The sequence below is a fragment of the Marinobacter sp. genome (assembly GCF_048259445.1).
GTDB lineage: Bacteria > Pseudomonadota > Gammaproteobacteria > Pseudomonadales > Oleiphilaceae > Marinobacter.
On the sequence record NZ_JBLXHQ010000016.1, the window covers coordinates 1 to 17,133 of the forward strand.

The window sequence follows — 17,133 nt, forward strand, 5'->3', positions numbered from 1 at the left end:
CCCTGTTCCCTTGCCATCTGCCCGCCCGGTGGCGGTTGTATCTGTCGTACCCATGGTGAATCCTCACAGTGTTTGGAAAGCCGGTACTGCGCTTCCTTCCGAAAGCACAGCGCCCACCCCAAACATTCTGCTCGGCTCCTTCATAGGCGCCCATTCGGTAATCGCCCCAGCGGACTACGTCATTTGACGCATTTCCGCTCTCCTTCTCAGTAAGCTAAAGCCCCAGCCGCACCAAATAATCGCTGCTGGTTAGTCCGGCCCGCCTTACTTTGGCACAAAAGTTGTAAAGACTTCGTTGTACAGCATTTAGAAGCTCCAAACCGCACCAAAACCGGGCACCCCTCAGACCACACAGGCAAGGCAGCAATGGCCGCACGACAAAATATTTTCCGGGTCAGGCGCAGTTACAACCAATGGGTTGCCAATCAGACGCTAGAAGATTACGCCCTGCGCTTTACCGCCAAGAGCGCCCGGCGCTGGTCTTCAGCGCGCGTCACTAACACCGCTCTGGGCGCAATCTCGTTCCTGGCTATGGAAGCCATTGGCGGCTCCATCACCTTGTACTACGGCTTTGATAATGCGGTGGCTGCCATTCTTGCGGTCAGCCTGGTGATCTTTCTGACTGCTATCCCTATCAGCTACTACGCTGCCCGCTACGGCGTGGACATCGACCTGCTCACTCGGGGCGCCGGCTTTGGCTATATCGGCTCAACCATCACATCGCTCATCTACGCCAGCTTCACGTTCATTTTCTTTGCCATAGAGGCCGCCATCATGGCCATGGCTCTGGAAATGCTGTTCGATATTCCCCTGGTGATCGGCTATCTGATCTGCGCAGTGGCCATCATTCCCCTGGTGATACACGGCATTACCACCATCAGTCGGTTTCAGGTCTGGACCCAGCCCGTATGGATCCTGTTACAACTGGCTCCCTTCGTATTCATTATCTATGCGGACGCCTCCTCGGTTGACGACTGGACCCGGTTCGAGGGGCTGAGCATGATCGCCGGACATGGGCTCAATGTTATGGCGTTTGGTGCTGCCGCCGCCGTTGTCTTCTCGCTGATCGCCCAGATTGGCGAACAAGTCGACTTTCTCCGCTTCATTCCGGAACCGCAGAACCGCAAGGAGAAGCGGCGCTGGTGGCTGGCCGTCATGGCCGGTGGACCGGGCTGGATTGTCATCGGGATGCTCAAGATTCTGGCCGGTTCGTTTTTGGCTGTATTGGCACTAAATCAGGGCGTTTCCGTAACAGAGGCGGCTGACCCGACCCAGATGTACCTGGTGGCGTTCAACTACGTCACGCATTCCCCCGAAGTTGCCCTGGCCATGGCGGGCATTTTCGTCATTCTATGCCAACTCAAAATCAACGTAACCAATGCCTACGCGGGCTCTATTGCCTGGTCCAACTTCTTCTCCCGCCTTACCCACAGCCATCCCGGGCGAGTGGTCTGGCTATTTTTCAACGTGGCGATTGCGTTGCTGGTTATGGAATTGGGCGTATACCGGGCACTCGAGGAAACGCTGGGGTTCTACGGCATCATTGCGATCGCCTGGGTCGGCGCATTGGTGGCCGACCTTGTGATCAACAAGCCGCTCGGCCTCAGCCCCAGACATATTGAATTCAAGCGGGCCCACCTTTACGACATAAACCCGGTCGGCGTCGGGGCTATGCTCACCGCCTCCGTGATTGGTATCACCTGCCATACCGGCGCTCTTGGTGACTACGCCCAGGCTCTGTCTCACTTCATTGCCCTGGGCGTAGCCCTTATAACCGCGCCGCTAATCGCGTGGAAGACAGAGGGTCGGTTTTATACTGCCCGACCCTTCGTGCCCCTCGCTACAGATCACCAACTGGTGCAATGCACCATTTGTGAGCACAAATTCGAACCAGAGGACCTTACGAACTGCCCGGCTTATGCCGGAATCATCTGCTCATTGTGTTGTTCGCTGGATGCCCGCTGCGGTGATGTCTGCAAGCCCGGAGCCGGTTATCAGGAGCAACTCCAGCAGTTTATGGGCAAGCTGATTCCCCAATCCATATTGAGCCGCCTGCGCTCGAGGCTGGGCCACTTTCTGACACTCCTGTTCCTCATCAATGGTCTATCCGGCCTGTTGTTGTCGCTGATCTACTTCAAGACACCTGTCGCCTCGATACCCGAGGCTCTGCTGTTATCAGCTACCTTGTGGAAAGTCTTTTTTATTCTTTTGATCGTCACCGGAGTGATCTGCTGGCTGTTTGTACTGGCCCATGAAAGCCGAGTAGTAGCTGAGGAAGAATCCAGGCGGCAAACCCGCCTGTTGATGGAAGAAATTGTTGCGCACAAACGGACTGACCAGGCTTTGCAGCAGGCCAAAGAGCAGGCTGAAGCAGCTAATGGGGCGAAAAGTCGCTACCTGACCGGAATCAGCCACGAACTCCGATCACCACTGAATTCGATTCTGGGCTATGCCCAGCTAATGGAAAACGATGAGGCCATACCCGCTCACCGCAAAGAAGCCGTGGGAGTGATCCGCCATAGCGGCGAATATCTGGCCGACCTGATTGAAGGGCTGCTGGACATTTCCAAGATCGAAGCCGGGCGGCTCGATCTTCATCGGGACCAGGTGCGCATCGGGTTACTGATGGAACAACTGGTTACCATGTTCCGGTTGCAGGCTGAAGAGAAAGGGCTGGCCTTTGACTACCATTGCCCGAACCCACTGCCGGAGGTAGTGACCACGGATGAAAAGCGCTTACGCCAGATCCTGATCAATCTGCTGTCCAACGCCATCAAATACACAGATCACGGCAGCGTTTCGCTGACACTGCGCTACCGCAGTCAGGTCGCGGAATTTACGGTTCAGGATTCGGGTGAGGGAATTGCAGAGGAAAACATGGAACGCATTTTTCGCCCCTTCGAGCGCATCCGCCTCCCCGGGGAGAGTCGCATTGGCACCGGCCTGGGCCTCACTATTACCCGCCTGCTCACAGACATCATGGGGGGCGATATCAGCGTGGATAGCAAATTCGGCCACGGCAGCACCTTCAAAGTCAGCCTGATGCTGTCCAGTGTGCACACCTCCACTCCGCGCTCCACTTCCGCTCCAGCCCGTCGCATTTATGGCTACCAGGGCGTCAGGCGCAAAGTTCTGCTGGTCGACGACGACGCCTCACAGCGTCAGGTGATCCGCGCCATGTTGTCGCCGCTTGGCTTCGAGATCATTGACATCGGCAATGCCCTCGAGGTTCTGACTACCGTTGAAACAGAACGACCGGATCTTGTGCTTCTGGACGTCTCAATGCCTGGCCAAACAGGTTGGGAGACTCTGGAGCAGTTGCGTGCGCACAAGCATACGATACCGGTGGTCATGGTGTCGGCCGATGCCAACGAGGGTCATCACTCGGTGGAGTCCACACCTCTGTACGATGGCTACATCATCAAACCCGTGCGTCTGAACCTGCTCCTGGACACCATGGCTCGCGTGCTGGGGCTGGAATGGCGATTCGAAAAAAGTGCCGAACCGCTGGCCCCGCTTCCCCTGCCCGAAACCGGTGTTCTGCCGCTTCCGGATATAGCGCACCGACTAACACTCGCGAGCCTTGCTCGAATAGGTCATCGCAAGGGCCTTCTGGAATCCCTGCACGAGCTGAAACACAGCGGTGCGGCTGACGAACGCTTTACTCTTGAGCTGACCAGGCTCACCAACGATTTCCAGTTTGAAAAAATAATTGAACTCCTTAAGGTAGCCGAACATGAAGCCTCGTGATGACCGGAAAACCGTTGTAATGGTGGTGGATGACGCGATCGACTCCATCCGAATGATCAGCGATGCACTCGAGGAAGCGGGTATGACCGTGCTGGTGGCACTGGAAGGCAACCAGGCCCTGACCATCAGCCAGAATATCACTCCGGATGTCGTGCTCATGGATGCACTCATGCCGCATATGGATGGCTTCGAAACCTGCAGGCGACTGAAGGAAAACCCGGCTTTCACCGATATTCCCATCATTTTCATGACCGGCCTGAGTGATACCGAGCATGTGGTGATGGGTCTGAAAGCTGGCGGGGTCGACTACGCTACCAAGCCCATCAACACCACTGAGCTACTGGCTCGCATGGACGTGCATCTGGCCAACGCCCGGATGACACGAAGCGCCCGGAGCGCTCTGGATACGGCCGGCCAGAACCTGTTCGCAGTGGATCGGGAGGGCAATTTGCTTTGGGGTACGCCCCATGTGTGTCGGTGTCTGCCAGACATTGGCCACCCGGACTTTCAGGCGATCCGTACCAAACTCGCAGAATGGCTCAGTCACAACCTGGAGCCCGGACATCAGATGCCGTTACATGCTCTGGACGTCCAACACTCGGTGGAATACCTGGCATTGGTAGATGGCCGGGAGTACCTGCTTCGGCTGAAAACACCGCAGAACCAATCCAGCGCCACCGCAGCCCTGAGAGAACGGTTCCAGCTGACATTACGGGAGTCCGACGTACTGTTGTGGATAGCCAATGGCAAGACCAACCGGGAAATAGCGCAAATTCTGGAGATGAGCCCGCGCACCGTGAACAAGCATCTGGAGCAAGTGTTCCGGAAGCTGGGTGTCGAAAACCGGACCTCTGCTGCCGCCAGTGCAATTCGATTGCTGGCCACACAATAAAGGCACCCACGCGTTCCTGTCATCGTTACATCCGGATTAGTGGCAAATCATCGTTACTGCCCAAACGACGCGCTTCGCGCAGCAACTCATCCCCATCCGCAAGTCCCAGCTCCAGTACGTTGCGGAAACTCTGTGTTATACGAACCGAGTACCCGAGATCGTGCATGAGTGAGCTGGCCTGCAGGTTATTGAGCTGGCCTTTGCGCACATCGCTGAAGATCCGGTGCCTGAAGCCGGAATCAAACTTTGCCGCTTCGCTGTCCACCCAATCCAGACGGTTGCGCCATACATCATCCGGGACGTTCAGGCTTCCGACTTCACGCACTTGCCTCAATACCCAAAGCAGATGCCGGCGCAGCTCCATGTAATGCTCATGGGCGAGCAAGCGATCATCACGCAGATAATGGCCCAGGTTTTTTTGCAGTGCCTTTGCATCTTTCACGGCATCCACCAACTGCAGCGCCGCCATTTGGCAGGTCATCCAGAACTGCTGGTAATCCTCGTCTTTTGTGGTGTCCAGCCGGCTCATAAAACCCAGCAGCTCGGAATAGACAACTTTAATATGGCGGCGATACAGGTCTTCCGTATCCAACCCTTCGGAATCATCCGGCCGGGCATTCAGGCGCGCTTCGTCCACTTCCCGCGAGATCAGCTGCTCAACGGGCTGATACAGCGCATGGCAGATCACTTCAAGGCTCAATCGACCAAGATGCTGCAACTCCTGAACAGCCGCCCGTGAAGCCGTATCAACCGAAGCCAGTGCGGCTTCGTTCAGATAACGTGCATGGCTCTCTGGCAACTCACGCTGCTCAACAGGATTACGCGGGCCGGTAGCAGCGTCCGTAATCAACACCGCCGGCTCTGCGCGGTCCGGTAAAACCCGGCACAACCCGCGCTCCAGTTGTTTCTGCCATGGCCAGAACAGAAGAACACCAATCACGTTAAACAGTGTCTGGAACATGGCCAATTGCAACAAGGTGTTATCACCTGCACCAAATGCTGCCATAAGGATTTCAGAGATCCAGGTAAGCGGCGACAACAACAGAAAGGTAACCACACCTGTGAGGATGTTAAACAACGCATGCACCAGTGCCAGCCTCTGGCCGCTGCGGTTACCTCCCAGCCAGCCAACAATAGCTGTGGTAATGCTGCTACCAATATTGCCCCCGATCGCGATGGCAATACCCTGCCAAAGCTCTATCTGGCCTCCTGCCAACGCAGCAAGCACCAGCATGAGCGTGGCGTGGCTGGACTGCAGTATTGCGGTCAGCACCAGCCCGATAGCAACAAAGCTTAGCTGAACCAAGAAGCTGCTTTCCATGGGCCCGGCCAGATCAATAATACTACCGAACTCGGTAAAGCCGCCTTTGATCTGATCAATACCCAGAAAGATAAAAGCAATTCCCAGCACGATGCGGCCGAATGCCTTGCCTTTCGGGGAGTTGAAACCGGCAAGCACGCCAAATACCAGCAGTGGCAAAGCCAGCGGGCTCAGGCTGAAGTTCTGACCAGCCGCCGCCAGCAGCCATATGCCACCGCTGGTGCCCAGATTGATGCCCAGCAGAATCGAGATACCACCGGCCAGGTGAATCAGTCCGGTACTGATGAATGCAATGGTCAGTAGCGACATCAATGTGGTGGATTGCAGGATCATGGTGCCGCCCACACCGAACATCAGCCCCTTGAACGGAGTTGCTGTACTGCGCTCCAGGAGTTGCTCAAGCCGGCTTCCCGCAAGCTCCCTCAGGCCTTCTTCAAGACATTGCATACCAAACAGGAACAGCGCCAGACCAGCACACAGCTGCAACCAGCCACTGCTGTACCAGAAGCTTACTGACAATATCGCCAGCGCAAGCACTGGCAGTACAAACGATTTCATTCTGCCCATTTACGCAAGATCCGGAGTTGGCACCAGTACGGCAGCTTTTCGACAACCATAGCAGAAGCAGAACGAATCCAATTCACTCAGTTCGCGCTAGACTGTCGGGTATGAATCGCCGATATGCACTGGAGATCATTTGAAAAAGCTACTTCTGATTTGTGGTATGGCCCTGCTGATGGCGGCTGTTTTCAGCACTATAGCCCAGCCCGTTCCCATTGAGCAGAAGCTGATTAACATTCAGGCCCGCGACGTGCTCGGTGATTTCCCGGGCATTGAGCAGGAAGCAGTGGAAATTCAGGCAATACTGCTGGATATGTCGGATGATCCTCTGCTCCTTCTGAAAGCGCAGGCAGCGTTCATACGCTACCCCGACATGGCTCGAGACCTGTTTCCACTTTACGCTGCAGAGCCAGAGTTTCGGGATGTATTGAAGCGTTATGGTGAGGACGCTCTGCCACCTATTCAGCACTTTGTAAGCCAACCCATCAGTACCATTGAATGGATGAACAAAGCATCGCGACAGTACCGGGCAGCCAAACGTTACTTTACCGGGGTTCCGGAGGCATCGGAGCCTGGCGATCAGCCATCCAGTGAGGGCGAAGAACTGTCACCGGAAGAGCGGGGCTGGTATGCCGTTAATTTCATTAAAAGCGAAGGCCACGACTTTCTTGGTCAGTTTATTGTCGACAACCAGGGCGTCACCCAGTGGATCGGCACCGAGCGGGTGCTGGAAGGTGTCAACCAGTTCTTCGCCAGCGGCATTCGTGATCTGGAGAGAAACTACCGCTCTGGAAATGAGATCACCGCCGGCGACATTGGCTGGGCATCGGTGGACATGCTGGTTTTTGCCAGTGCCGTCAAGGTGCTACGCGCTGGACGGGTCGCCGCCGTTACCACCAAGAGTGCAAGCCGCGGCACCCGTTCTGCCGCTCTGGCCGCGCGGGTTACACGCAGCGGGAAAATGGTTCTGAGCAGTGCCCGTTACGCGAAATGGCCCGCTATTGTTGGTGCCGGCTACCTCGTTATTGCCCATCCCAGCATTATCAACGACCTGCTCGCAGGTGTGGCGGATGTGCTCGGCTATCCCGTGGTCGCGGTTCAGTTTGTAGGCTGGTTGCTACTGCTCATTCCTGCGCTTTACATCGGCAGTTGGCTGTTATGGCTACTGGCACCGCTTTTGATGGTTCTGTTCCGGGCTTTGAGCCATCTGGTGGCAACTCTGAGCGGCCGGCGGCATCGTCATTCCGGATACGGTAAGCTATAAAGCAATCTTGAAGCCTCATCACCCGGAACCACTGACAATGGCACTCCCCTACTTTCTTGGCTGCCCCCAGTGGCAACACCCCGCGTGGAGTAGTGGGCTACCACCGGGCAAAAGTCCGCTGAATCGTTACAGCCAGGTGTTTAACTGTGTTGAGGGCAACACAACCTTTTACGCCACACCCAGCCGGGAGCAGTGCCTGCAATGGCGATCCCAGGTGCCAGACGACTTCCGCTTTTTACTCAAGTTTCCCCGCTTTATTACGCACGACCGCCTGCTCTCCGGCGTCGACGCAGGCATGCGAGACTTTCTGGAGGTTGCAGCCCCACTTGAGGACGTGTTTGGCCCTTTTCTCCTGCAGCTTCCCGCTGTATTCGGTCCACAACATCTGAACAACTTGTGGCAGTTTGTTGATGCCTTACCTGCGCCTTTGGAATGCACCGTTGAAGTCCGAAACAGCGCTTTTTTCAGTAAAGGCGAAGCCGAAAAAACACTGAACCGTGGCCTCCGGGAACGCAGCATCGCACGCGTCTGCATGGATACCCGGGCCCTGTTTGCGGCCAAACCGGATAGTGAAATCATCACTGAAGCCCAACGCAAAAAACCCCGAGTGCCTGTGCACTTGCTTCCAGGTGACGCCGCCCCGGTAATCCGCTACATCGGCCACCCGGATCTGGAAGCCAACCGGCTCTATCTCGCGCCCTGGGTTGAAAGAGTTGCCAGCTGGATCGAAGAAGATCGGCGCCCGTATTTTTTCCTGCACATGCCGGACATTGGCGACGCTCTCTCGCTGACCGAGATCTGGACAGAGCTTTTGAGCAAACGAGTAAACGGACTGGAGCCCCTGAAGTTCAATGAAAAACAGCCCCAGCTGGGGCTGTTTTAAAGCAGCATTCCAGGGCCGCGAGCTATGTTCGAGCCTTCGCCAGCCGGAACAACACCTCCGGCGACACCCGCTTGACCCAGAGAGCCGCCATTTCCTTGCCTTTACCCACTGGAATCTCGCGCTTTTTCGCGTTCAAGCCCTTTACCACGACTTCGGCGCACTCGTTCACGTCCATGCCCCCGGCGATATCCTCATCCTCCTGATCGAACGTTTGGCCGTCACCTGAAAGCGCATTACGAGCAATATCCGTTTTGATGAAACCGGGCACAATGGTCGAAACATGAACGCCCTGATCTTCCACCTCAGCACGCAATGCATCAAAGAAGCCCATAACTGCGTGCTTTGCGGCACAGTAGCCGGTCCGAAGCGGCGCGCCTACCTTTCCAGCTACGCTGGCCGTCACAGCGATGTGGCCAGCACCACGCTCAAGCATGTGGGGCAGTACCGCTTTGGTAAGCGCAATCTGCCCCATCACATCCACTTCCATCAGTTGGCGATAGACCGACATTTCTGTATCCACACACAACGAACGCTGGGAAACACCGGCATTGTTGATCAGCAGATCAATATGGCCAAACTGGTTGAGCGCCGTCTGCACCGCGCCAGGCAAGGCCTCCCAATCTGTAACATCCAGAGGCAGCACCAGAACCTGATCCGCGCCAAGGCCTTTGCCACGGCAATGCGCAGCCACACGCTCCAGCTCGCTTTCCCGACGGGCAGAAAGCACGAGCCGGGCGCCCTCCTGCGCAAATCGAGCTGCGAGTGCCTCGCCGATGCCGGAGGAGGCGCCGGTTATCCAGATGACTCGGTCAGACATTGCCGTTTCTCCAAAAAAGTTAATTAAAGGACTGTGAGTTCAAACCTGTACCGCCCTGAGTCTAGCGAAAAGCGGCGCCAATACGAATATTGAGCAGTCGCTTTCACAAAGCAGCGGCTGAGGTGTTGCCGAACGTGATATCTGATGCCAATCTCTCAGAAAGTAACGGCTAAGTGGCGAATTTATGCCGTTCTTCAAAAAGCATCCACTAAAAAGGAAAGTTATGACTCTTCACCTCGAACTCGCGCCCCTCATCAGTCTTGGCGCCGGTGTTGGCATTCTGGTGTTTCCGCGTCTGCTTAACTACATTGTTGCGGGCTATCTGATCGCGCTTGGCGTTCTTGGATTACTGGGGCACTCGCTGTGACATATCGGATTTATCAATATGGTCAGGGCCTACGCCACCTGTAGGAGATATCTCACAAACCAGCGAGTCGATGTCCGGTATCCCACAAATACACTCCCTATAGAATGATCAGCGTCAGGGATGACAAGCCAGCAAGGAACGTTGGCTCAGGGATGAAGCGCTCAGGATGAGCAACAGCCTGAAGGAACAGGCGGGGGTCAGCCACGGAAAACCGGGGATCACACGGAATGTGGTCCTTGTCCGTGCACCGCACGTCACTATCGATCTGTTGGTTCTTCGTATTTCTTCCTGAACCCGAAAACCTTGCTCCTGCTGTTCTTGCGCTCTGACTCATAACCATAACGACGCATTTCAGTCTCAGGAGTCATGTTCACATGAAACACTCATCTTTTTTCGCCGCACTCGTACTGCTGTTCAGCCTGGCAACCGGTTTTGCCCACGCCAACCAGTCGATTATCAACATCAATAGCGCCGACGTTGCTGCCCTTGCGAGCCTTGATGGCATTGGCGACAGCAAAGCCGAAGCAATTGTCGCCTATCGCGAAGCCAATGGTCCTTTTGCGACAACCCAGGACCTTTCTAATGTGAAAGGTATCGGAGCACGTACCGTTGAGAAAAACGCCGAGCGTTTAACCGTTAAATAGTTGCCAGAGAACAAACCGCCTCTGACCCTGTGCAGGGTGGTAGCATCCAGCTACCGCTCTGCATTTTCAGCTCCATGCACCACGAAAGTATTCTGGTAACGACCCTTCCGCCGCCCTATGATTACCGTACAATAATTCTAACCGGCTCGAGTGGCATGCTATGGCTGATCCCATCAAGGTTTACCCGCCAAAACCCTCCCACGTTTATTTTTACGCAACCTGTCTGATAGACATGTTCTACCCGGATGCAGGTATGGCTGGCATTCAGCTACTTGAGCGTGAAGGCATTAAAGTTATCTTCCCCGAAGATCAGACATGTTGTGGCCAGCCGGCTTATACCTCCGGTTACCATGATGAGGCCAGGGCGGTTGCAAAAGCCCAGCTTGATCTGTTTCCGGAAGACTGGCCTATCGTTGTGCCCTCCGGTTCCTGTGGCGGCATGATGCGCAAACACTACCCGAGCCTGTTCAAGCACACCGATCAGGAAGCAAAAGCCTCCGGGATTGCCGCCAGAACCTGGGAACTGACGGATTTTCTTCTGAACGTTTGCCACATAAAACTGAAAGATCTGGGCGAGCCGACCACCGTTGCCATGCACACATCCTGTTCCGCCCGTCGCGAAATGGGCGTTGCTGAGGTCGGACCCCGACTATTAGGTCAGCTGCAAAACGTAAACCTGGTAGAGCAGGTGCGAGCTGAAGAGTGCTGCGGATTTGGCGGCACCTTCGCCGTACGCCATCCGGAAATTTCCGGGGCCATGGTCAGCGAGAAAGTCGATGCCCTTACCGATACCGGCGCAGGGGCATTTGTGACCACAGACTGCGGCTGCATGATGAACATTGCCGGCTTCGCCGAGAAGAACAACAAACCCCTCGAAGGCCAGCACATCCTGAGTTTTCTCTGGGAACGCACAAGTTCGGGCAATGGAGGAAAATCATGAGTCAATCCACCACAGAAGACCCGCACCACATCGACGTAAAAGAATTTCATCCCAGAGCACGGGCGGCCATTTCAGACCCCAAGATACGCCAGAACTTTCGCAAAGCTATGGACGGGCTGATTACCAAGCGCAAAGATGCCTTTGAAGGTATGGATCTGGAGGTGCTGAGAGATCTTGGCGCCAACATCCGCCTACGGGCGCTGGCAAACTTGCCGGGTCTGCTGGAGCAGCTCGAAAAAAAGCTCACCGAGAACGGCATCAAGGTGCACTGGGCGATTGATGGTGATGAAGCCTGCCGCATTGTGCGGAATATCTGTGTAGCCCGGAATGCCAAAACGGTGATCAAAGGCAAATCCATGGTGTCTGAGGAAATGGAGCTGAATCATTACCTCGAGGGGCGCGGTATTACCGCACTGGAATCGGATCTGGGTGAGTACATCGTCCAGCTTGCCGGCGAAACACCCTCCCACATCATCATGCCCGCGATTCACAAGAATACCGGTGAGATTTCCGAGCTGATGCATGAGAAGACCGGCACCGATCTTTCCCATGATGTTGAATACCTGACAGCGAGCGCCCGCCAGCAGTTGCGTGAAAAGTTCATGAACGCGGATGTGGGCGTCTCCGGCGTGAACTTTGCGGTTGCCGAGACCGGCACGCTCTGCCTCGTGGAGAATGAAGGCAACGGCCGAATGACGACCACTGTGCCACCCTGCCATATTGCGGTTACCGGCATAGAAAAGGTCGTAGGCAACCTGGAAGATGTAGCTCCCCTTCTGGCGCTACTGACCCGTTCAGCCACCGGGCAACACATCACCACCTACGTCAACATGATCTCCGGCCCGCGCAAGCCTGAGGAACTCGACGGCCCGGACGAAGTCCACCTGGTGCTGGTGGATAACGGCCGTTCGTCCATCTATCAGGATGATGAACTGCTCGATACCCTGCGCTGCATACGGTGTGGCGCCTGCATGAACCATTGTCCGGTTTATACCCGCGTGGGCGGCCACACTTATGGCACCACCTACCCTGGCCCCATCGGCAAGATTCTTATGCCCCACCTTATCGGGCTGGATGAAGGCCGGCACCTGCCTACGGCCTCAAGTCTCTGCGGTGCCTGTGGCGAGGTATGCCCGGTGAAAATTCCGATACCGGACCTGTTGGTGCGCCTGCGCCAGGAATCCGTAGACGGCGATAAACTCAACCCCGCAAAAGTTCGCGGTCACGGCGCAAAGCGCGGCTCTGTTGAGGCCTTGATCTGGAAGAGCTGGAGCTGGATGCATGCCCGCCCTGGCGTTTACAGGTTCGGCACGGTGGTGGCCGCGCGTCTGCGCAAGCTGGTACCGGGAAAAATGGGTGGCTGGACAAACTATCGTACGGCACCAAAACTGGCCGCCAAAACACTGCACGAACGTATGAAGGAGCGCGGCCAATGAATTCCCGGGACACCATTTTACAGCGCCTGCGTACCCGCAGCGGCGGCGAACTGAGCATACCGGATTGCGACTTCGCAGTGATGGAGAGACCACCTTCCTCGGTGGCTGAGCGCATTGATCAGTTTGAGAAAACCATAGAATCTGTGCATGGAGAAGTGCATCGGTGCACGCCAGATTCCTGGATTGCGCGGCTTGCAGAAATTCTCTCATCCCGCGCTGCCCGCAACCTGCTGGTTCCCGCTGCGCACCAAATTGGCCACGCATTACGAGATTCCGGGCGAGATGATCTGCCAGAACTCTTGATCTATGACGAACCGATCGAAAGCTGGCAGGATCACCTGTTCAACGAAGTCGATGCCAGCATCACCTCGACCCGAGGTGGTATTGCCGAAACAGGATCGCTGATTCTGTGGCCGACGGCAGACGAGCCTCGCCTGATGAGCCTGGTGCCTCCCATCCATATTGCGGTGCTGCAAGCCTCAGAACTCTACTCAACCTTCCATGAGGCTCTGCAGGATCAGGATTGGGCTTCTGGTATGCCGACAAACGCTCTGTTAATCTCCGGACCCTCTAAAACCGCCGACATTGAACAGACCCTGGCTTACGGTGTTCACGGCCCCAAAGAACTGATCATACTGGTTATCGAATGATTCGAGGTGCCCTGCTAATCGCCCTGGCAGCCCTGCTATGGGCGACCACGGGGATCGTTGCAAAATTCCTGTTTACAGGTACCGAGCTGCAAGCCACCACTCTGGCCTTTCTCCGGCTAGCCGTTGCCTTGCCTTTTTTCTGGTTGCTGATGCGCCGGGAGCAACGGCACCTTCGAAACGCCAATGCCGATGCACCCGGTAGCTCGCTGCGGCAACTGAATTTAAAATCGCTCGCCCCGCTTGCGGCGCTCGGACTCTTTCAGGCTATTTATCAGGGCAGCTATCTGCTTGCAGTGGATCTGACCGGCGCCGGCATAGCCACGCTGATTGCCTTGTGCTTGCCGCCGGTACTGGTGGCGATACTTGCTGCGCCTTTGCTTGGAGAAAAGCCAGGGCTTCTGACCATTATGGCTCTGATCACCGCGGTTATCGGCACCGCCATGCTGGTGCTGAGCGATATGGACACCAGCGGCACCTTGCGACTTGCAGGCATACTCATGGCACTGCTGGCAGCACTGGTATACACAGGTTTCACCCTGACAAGCCGCTACAGTTCAACCGGCACACCGGTCTTTACAACGGCCTTCATCTGCTTTTTTACCGCCGCGCTTATCCTCCTGCCCGTAGTGGGGCTCAGTGGCGGGTTTGCGGGACTTGAAGAGCTTGCGCTCCGGCACTGGCTGATGGTGGCATTTATTGGCATCGTGCCCACCTGCATCGGCTACGTGAGCTTCTTTGCAGGCATGAAAACCACACCCGCCACGCTTTCCAGCATTATCGTCACGCTGGAGCCGCTGTTTGTCGCTTTACTTGCCTGGATTTTTCTGGAGGAGGTTCTGGGGCCGATTGGAATCACCGGCGCCCTGATACTTACCGCGGCCGTGGTTGTGGCTTCGCGTTATGGCGGGAAGTCCCCTGCCGCTCCGAAGAGCGACACAGAAACATCCATCTGATCAGCTGGACTTACGCTGTTTCTCGAGCATGTTCGGCTGCAGTATCTCGATCCAGTAGCCGTCTGGATCCTTGATAAAGGCGAGGCCTTTCATCTTACCGTCGTCCGGTTTCTTGACGAACTCGACATCCAGATTCTCAAAACGCTCACAAGCGCTATACACGTCTGGCACGGCGATTCCAATATGGCCGAAGCCCTGTGGCTCATCGTTGCCATTATGGTACGTAAAGTCGTTATCGTTTTCCGTGCCCCAGTTATGGGTCAGCTCCAGCATGGCTTCGCGCCCGAACGTATAGGTGGTCCGGTGGGCGTCGTCTGTTGGTACAAGGCCGGCCTGCCGGTCATCAAGGTAGCCGAGGAAGTACAGCGTAAACTTCATTTCCGGGAAGTCCAGCATGCGCACCAGCCGCATTCCCATCACACGGGTGTAGAAGTCCATGGAGCGTTCAGGATCTTTGATGCGCAGCATGGTCTGATTAAATACGTAGCCTTCCGTTTCAGGAACCGGCTGTTCATGCAGACCGGGGGCTTGCTCAAAATGTTTGGGCATGGGTTTTCCCTTTTTTGCGTTTTAAAAAAACAAGCTTCATACCTGTGTGCGTTTCTGCCCAATTTCAAGGGCTTTAGGACTATCGTACGAGCGGTTCATAGTCAGGAATCAGGGTATGATAAACTCACGCCCACAAACTCCTCAGCGCAACGGAGCCGCCTCACGGCCCGCCTGCCTTCAAGACCTTTTCAGAGAACCTTTATGGATTTCAAGGTGCCTAATACCCTGGCAGAGCAGATCGCCAACTACCTGGCAGAACGGATTATGACCGGGCAGATACAGCCCGGTAAGCGCATTCAGGAAGCCACTCTCGCCAAGGAGCTCAAGGTCAGCCGGGCCTCAGTAAAAGAGGCTTTGTACACGCTTGAACGCTGGCACCTGGTAGAAATCACGCCCCGCAAAGGCGCGTCTGCGTCGAATCTGGATGCCAATCATGCATCTGAGCTATACGACGTTTACATGCACCTGCTTCTGATGCTTGCGGCAAGGCTCTGTGAGCGATGGCAGGAGAGCGACAGGGAGCGCATGTTGGCTGCAGTCGGCAGCGCGGTTGAGCAAATGAACAAGCCTTCTGCAGATATCAAGGCTGTGGTAGAAGCCAGTTTCGAAGTGATGGAGGCTTGCTGTGAGTTGGTTGGCAACCCCTACCTGACGGAGGCGCTCTCGAATTTCAAGCCGGCGGTCAGCCGCGCTTACTATTTGAGCGCCGATCGATATCGTCGCGGTCTGACTCAAACCAGCCATTTTTTCACTCGTCTTCCGCAGGCGGTTCTGGATCGGGATGTGGGGGAGGCTCAGGCTGTTATTCGGGAGTTTGCTGAGTATCAGAAATTGATGATTCAGCGGGCTCTTTCTTGAGCCTTGCTCAGACAATGTGCCAGATCTCCAACTGTGATTTAACTCACAGACATACCTGTTCCTCCCACCTATCGTAACAACATGTAACGAAACTCTGATGCCGCTGCATTGGTTACGCTGTCCCCTGCGGCCAGGGAGCTCCTTTAAAGCTCTCGTCCAACAAAAACAAAACAGACCATGGAACCGGGGCCGTCATGATTCAGCTGTTCACTTGTCGCCGCACGACACGATCACAAGCGCTTTCATTCTGGGTGCTCACACTCTCACTGCCTACCGCCGCCATGGCGGAATTTCAGCCGTTGGATGACGGAACTCTTTCGGGAGTTACCGGCCAGGCCGGTGTGACGATTGAGCTTGAAACCAGGATCAATATTGATCGCCTGAGCTGGACGGATGAAGGCTCGTTGAATGTGAATAACATGCGGCTGTCCGGACACAACAATACAGTTCTGGATAACCTCAAACTGACCGTGGATATTGCCGGTACAGGTGAAGTACTTGAGCATGGGTTTTCAGAAATTGCTCGTCGGGCGAATGCGGGGCTTCTAGGCACAAGCAATGCGGATGTTGCAGATGCCTTAGCAACCTATTCCATAGCCGGTGAGTTTGGCAAACAGTTCAACAGCGGCGATCTGGTTATTCATCTGGGTGCTACCGATTATGGCGACCCGGCCAGCCTGGTTGACTACCTGCAGGCAGTGGATTTTGAGCTGGAGGTGGGGAGCATTTCCGCCACGGGTTCCGACGGCGCAGCCACGCTGTTTTCCGATGTATTGCTGCAGGGTTATGTCGGGCCTACAGACCTGGTTATTCGCAACGCCGGCGGGTCAAACCGCACGTTGAGTAATGGCAACGTTGTTTCCGGAGCCGAGCTGCAGCTGGATACCCATTTTGAGGTTACCGATGGCAGCCTGAACTGGGACGCCGCGGATGTAATTCTGCTGTTCAATTTTGCGGCCGTGGGAATTGAAGGCCTGCAAATTCATAACCGGCGGGGTAATGACACCCTCGGCCATTTCGGCATGGCGAGCGCCACTGCCAAGCTTTCTCGAGGCACCGGATCTGTGTCCGGCAAGGATGGCCTGTCGATTCATGACGTGGAGTTCCGGGCAGACATTGATATGCCTGTGTTCAAGGTAGGCCAGGTCAGTATTGGCAGCGTTCAGTTCACGGACTTTGTCATTACAGATACGACCATGTTGGTTTATGGCCACTAGTGTCCTGTAAACTGCCCGTCTCATTCTGACG

General features: G+C 55.6%; 16 protein-coding genes. 13 read left to right on the top strand and 3 right to left on the bottom strand.

Annotated elements, in window-relative coordinates:
* The 3 genes from ACN0RL_RS12325 to ACN0RL_RS12335 all read left to right on the top strand — a co-directional run.
* The coding region (locus ACN0RL_RS12325) for a hypothetical protein (protein ID WP_417517175.1) at window positions 1-187 on the top strand (187 nt) is incomplete at its 5' end.
* A 179-nt stretch (window positions 188-366) separates the two neighbouring features.
* The gene (locus ACN0RL_RS12330; RefSeq protein ID WP_417517177.1) at window positions 367-3,750 is read left to right on the top strand and encodes an ATP-binding protein; all 3,384 of its coding nucleotides are present in this window, start codon (window positions 367-369) and stop codon (window positions 3,748-3,750) included.
* Window positions 3,737-4,642 (top strand): response regulator, encoded by a 906-nt coding sequence (locus ACN0RL_RS12335; RefSeq protein ID WP_417517179.1) that lies wholly within the window; start codon window positions 3,737-3,739, stop codon window positions 4,640-4,642. The genes ACN0RL_RS12330 and ACN0RL_RS12335 overlap by 14 nt, the downstream gene beginning before the upstream one ends.
* Before the next feature lie 25 nt (window positions 4,643-4,667).
* On the opposite strand, the gene ACN0RL_RS12340 is transcribed toward ACN0RL_RS12335, so the two are convergent.
* Complete coding sequence (locus ACN0RL_RS12340) at window positions 4,668-6,521, bottom strand: Na/Pi cotransporter family protein (RefSeq protein ID WP_417517359.1); 1,854 nt, start codon at window positions 6,519-6,521, stop codon at window positions 4,668-4,670.
* A gap of 139 nt (window positions 6,522-6,660) precedes the next feature.
* Between ACN0RL_RS12340 and ACN0RL_RS12345 the strand changes: the two genes are divergently transcribed.
* Window positions 6,661-7,788 (top strand): hypothetical protein, encoded by a 1,128-nt coding sequence (locus tag ACN0RL_RS12345; protein ID WP_417517181.1) that lies wholly within the window; start codon window positions 6,661-6,663, stop codon window positions 7,786-7,788.
* A 37-nt stretch (window positions 7,789-7,825) separates the two neighbouring features.
* A complete protein-coding gene (locus ACN0RL_RS12350; RefSeq protein ID WP_417517183.1) occupies window positions 7,826-8,671 on the top strand; it encodes a DUF72 domain-containing protein in 846 nt (281 codons plus the stop codon).
* Window positions 8,672-8,693: 22 nt separating this feature from the next.
* Here ACN0RL_RS12350 and ACN0RL_RS12355 read toward each other — a convergent pair whose 3' ends face one another.
* Complete coding sequence (locus tag ACN0RL_RS12355; protein WP_417517185.1) at window positions 8,694-9,488, bottom strand: SDR family oxidoreductase; 795 nt, start codon at window positions 9,486-9,488, stop codon at window positions 8,694-8,696.
* A 223-nt stretch (window positions 9,489-9,711) separates the two neighbouring features.
* Between ACN0RL_RS12355 and ACN0RL_RS12360 the strand changes: the two genes are divergently transcribed.
* The 6 genes from ACN0RL_RS12360 (at window position 9,712) to ACN0RL_RS12385 (ending at window position 14,478) form a co-directional block, all read left to right on the top strand.
* Window positions 9,712-9,855: a DUF3096 domain-containing protein gene (locus tag ACN0RL_RS12360; protein ID WP_417517187.1), complete on the top strand. Its 144-nt coding sequence runs from the start codon at window positions 9,712-9,714 to the stop codon at window positions 9,853-9,855.
* A gap of 374 nt (window positions 9,856-10,229) precedes the next feature.
* Window positions 10,230-10,499: a ComEA family DNA-binding protein gene (locus tag ACN0RL_RS12365; RefSeq protein ID WP_417517189.1), complete on the top strand. Its 270-nt coding sequence runs from the start codon at window positions 10,230-10,232 to the stop codon at window positions 10,497-10,499.
* A gap of 160 nt (window positions 10,500-10,659) precedes the next feature.
* Complete coding sequence (locus tag ACN0RL_RS12370) at window positions 10,660-11,439, top strand: (Fe-S)-binding protein (protein ID WP_417517191.1); 780 nt, start codon at window positions 10,660-10,662, stop codon at window positions 11,437-11,439.
* A complete protein-coding gene (locus ACN0RL_RS12375) occupies window positions 11,436-12,875 on the top strand; it encodes a LutB/LldF family L-lactate oxidation iron-sulfur protein (protein ID WP_417517193.1) in 1,440 nt (479 codons plus the stop codon). Before ACN0RL_RS12370 ends, ACN0RL_RS12375 begins: the two co-directional genes overlap by 4 nt.
* Complete coding sequence (locus ACN0RL_RS12380; RefSeq protein ID WP_417517195.1) at window positions 12,872-13,525, top strand: LutC/YkgG family protein; 654 nt, start codon at window positions 12,872-12,874, stop codon at window positions 13,523-13,525. Before ACN0RL_RS12375 ends, ACN0RL_RS12380 begins: the two co-directional genes overlap by 4 nt.
* Complete coding sequence (locus ACN0RL_RS12385) at window positions 13,522-14,478, top strand: DMT family transporter (RefSeq protein WP_417517197.1); 957 nt, start codon at window positions 13,522-13,524, stop codon at window positions 14,476-14,478. The genes ACN0RL_RS12380 and ACN0RL_RS12385 overlap by 4 nt, the downstream gene beginning before the upstream one ends.
* On the opposite strand, the gene gloA is transcribed toward ACN0RL_RS12385, so the two are convergent.
* On the bottom strand, window positions 14,479-15,027 hold the full coding sequence (gene gloA / locus ACN0RL_RS12390) for a lactoylglutathione lyase (RefSeq protein ID WP_417517199.1): 549 nt from the start codon (window positions 15,025-15,027) through the stop codon (window positions 14,479-14,481).
* A gap of 201 nt (window positions 15,028-15,228) precedes the next feature.
* Here gloA and ACN0RL_RS12395 point away from each other — a divergent pair, with 201 nt between their 5' ends.
* Window positions 15,229-15,885 carry a GntR family transcriptional regulator gene (locus ACN0RL_RS12395; protein ID WP_417517201.1) on the top strand — a complete coding sequence of 219 codons (657 nt, stop codon included), beginning with the start codon at window positions 15,229-15,231 and terminating at the stop codon, window positions 15,883-15,885.
* 194 nt (window positions 15,886-16,079) lie between these two features.
* Window positions 16,080-17,102, top strand: coding sequence for a DUF6160 family protein (locus tag ACN0RL_RS12400; RefSeq protein ID WP_417517203.1), 1,023 nt, complete (start codon window positions 16,080-16,082; stop codon window positions 17,100-17,102).
* Window positions 17,103-17,133: the final 31 nt, after the last annotated feature.

Coding starts and splice junctions, on each gene's coding strand:
- ACN0RL_RS12355 (WP_417517185.1), bottom strand. CDS start 9,488: ATGTCTGACCGAGTCATCTGGATAACCGGCGCCTCCTCCGGCATCGGC.
- ACN0RL_RS12375 (WP_417517193.1), top strand. CDS start 11,436: ATGAGTCAATCCACCACAGAAGACCCGCACCACATCGACGTAAAAGAA.
- ACN0RL_RS12350 (WP_417517183.1), top strand. CDS start 7,826: ATGGCACTCCCCTACTTTCTTGGCTGCCCCCAGTGGCAACACCCCGCG.
- gloA (WP_417517199.1), bottom strand. CDS start 15,027: ATGCCCAAACATTTTGAGCAAGCCCCCGGTCTGCATGAACAGCCGGTT.
- ACN0RL_RS12360 (WP_417517187.1), top strand. CDS start 9,712: ATGACTCTTCACCTCGAACTCGCGCCCCTCATCAGTCTTGGCGCCGGT.
- ACN0RL_RS12335 (WP_417517179.1), top strand. CDS start 3,737: ATGAAGCCTCGTGATGACCGGAAAACCGTTGTAATGGTGGTGGATGAC.
- ACN0RL_RS12365 (WP_417517189.1), top strand. CDS start 10,230: ATGAAACACTCATCTTTTTTCGCCGCACTCGTACTGCTGTTCAGCCTG.
- ACN0RL_RS12340 (WP_417517359.1), bottom strand. CDS start 6,521: ATGAAATCGTTTGTACTGCCAGTGCTTGCGCTGGCGATATTGTCAGTA.
- ACN0RL_RS12330 (WP_417517177.1), top strand. CDS start 367: ATGGCCGCACGACAAAATATTTTCCGGGTCAGGCGCAGTTACAACCAA.
- ACN0RL_RS12380 (WP_417517195.1), top strand. CDS start 12,872: ATGAATTCCCGGGACACCATTTTACAGCGCCTGCGTACCCGCAGCGGC.
- ACN0RL_RS12385 (WP_417517197.1), top strand. CDS start 13,522: ATGATTCGAGGTGCCCTGCTAATCGCCCTGGCAGCCCTGCTATGGGCG.
- ACN0RL_RS12395 (WP_417517201.1), top strand. CDS start 15,229: ATGGATTTCAAGGTGCCTAATACCCTGGCAGAGCAGATCGCCAACTAC.
- ACN0RL_RS12400 (WP_417517203.1), top strand. CDS start 16,080: ATGATTCAGCTGTTCACTTGTCGCCGCACGACACGATCACAAGCGCTT.
- ACN0RL_RS12370 (WP_417517191.1), top strand. CDS start 10,660: ATGGCTGATCCCATCAAGGTTTACCCGCCAAAACCCTCCCACGTTTAT.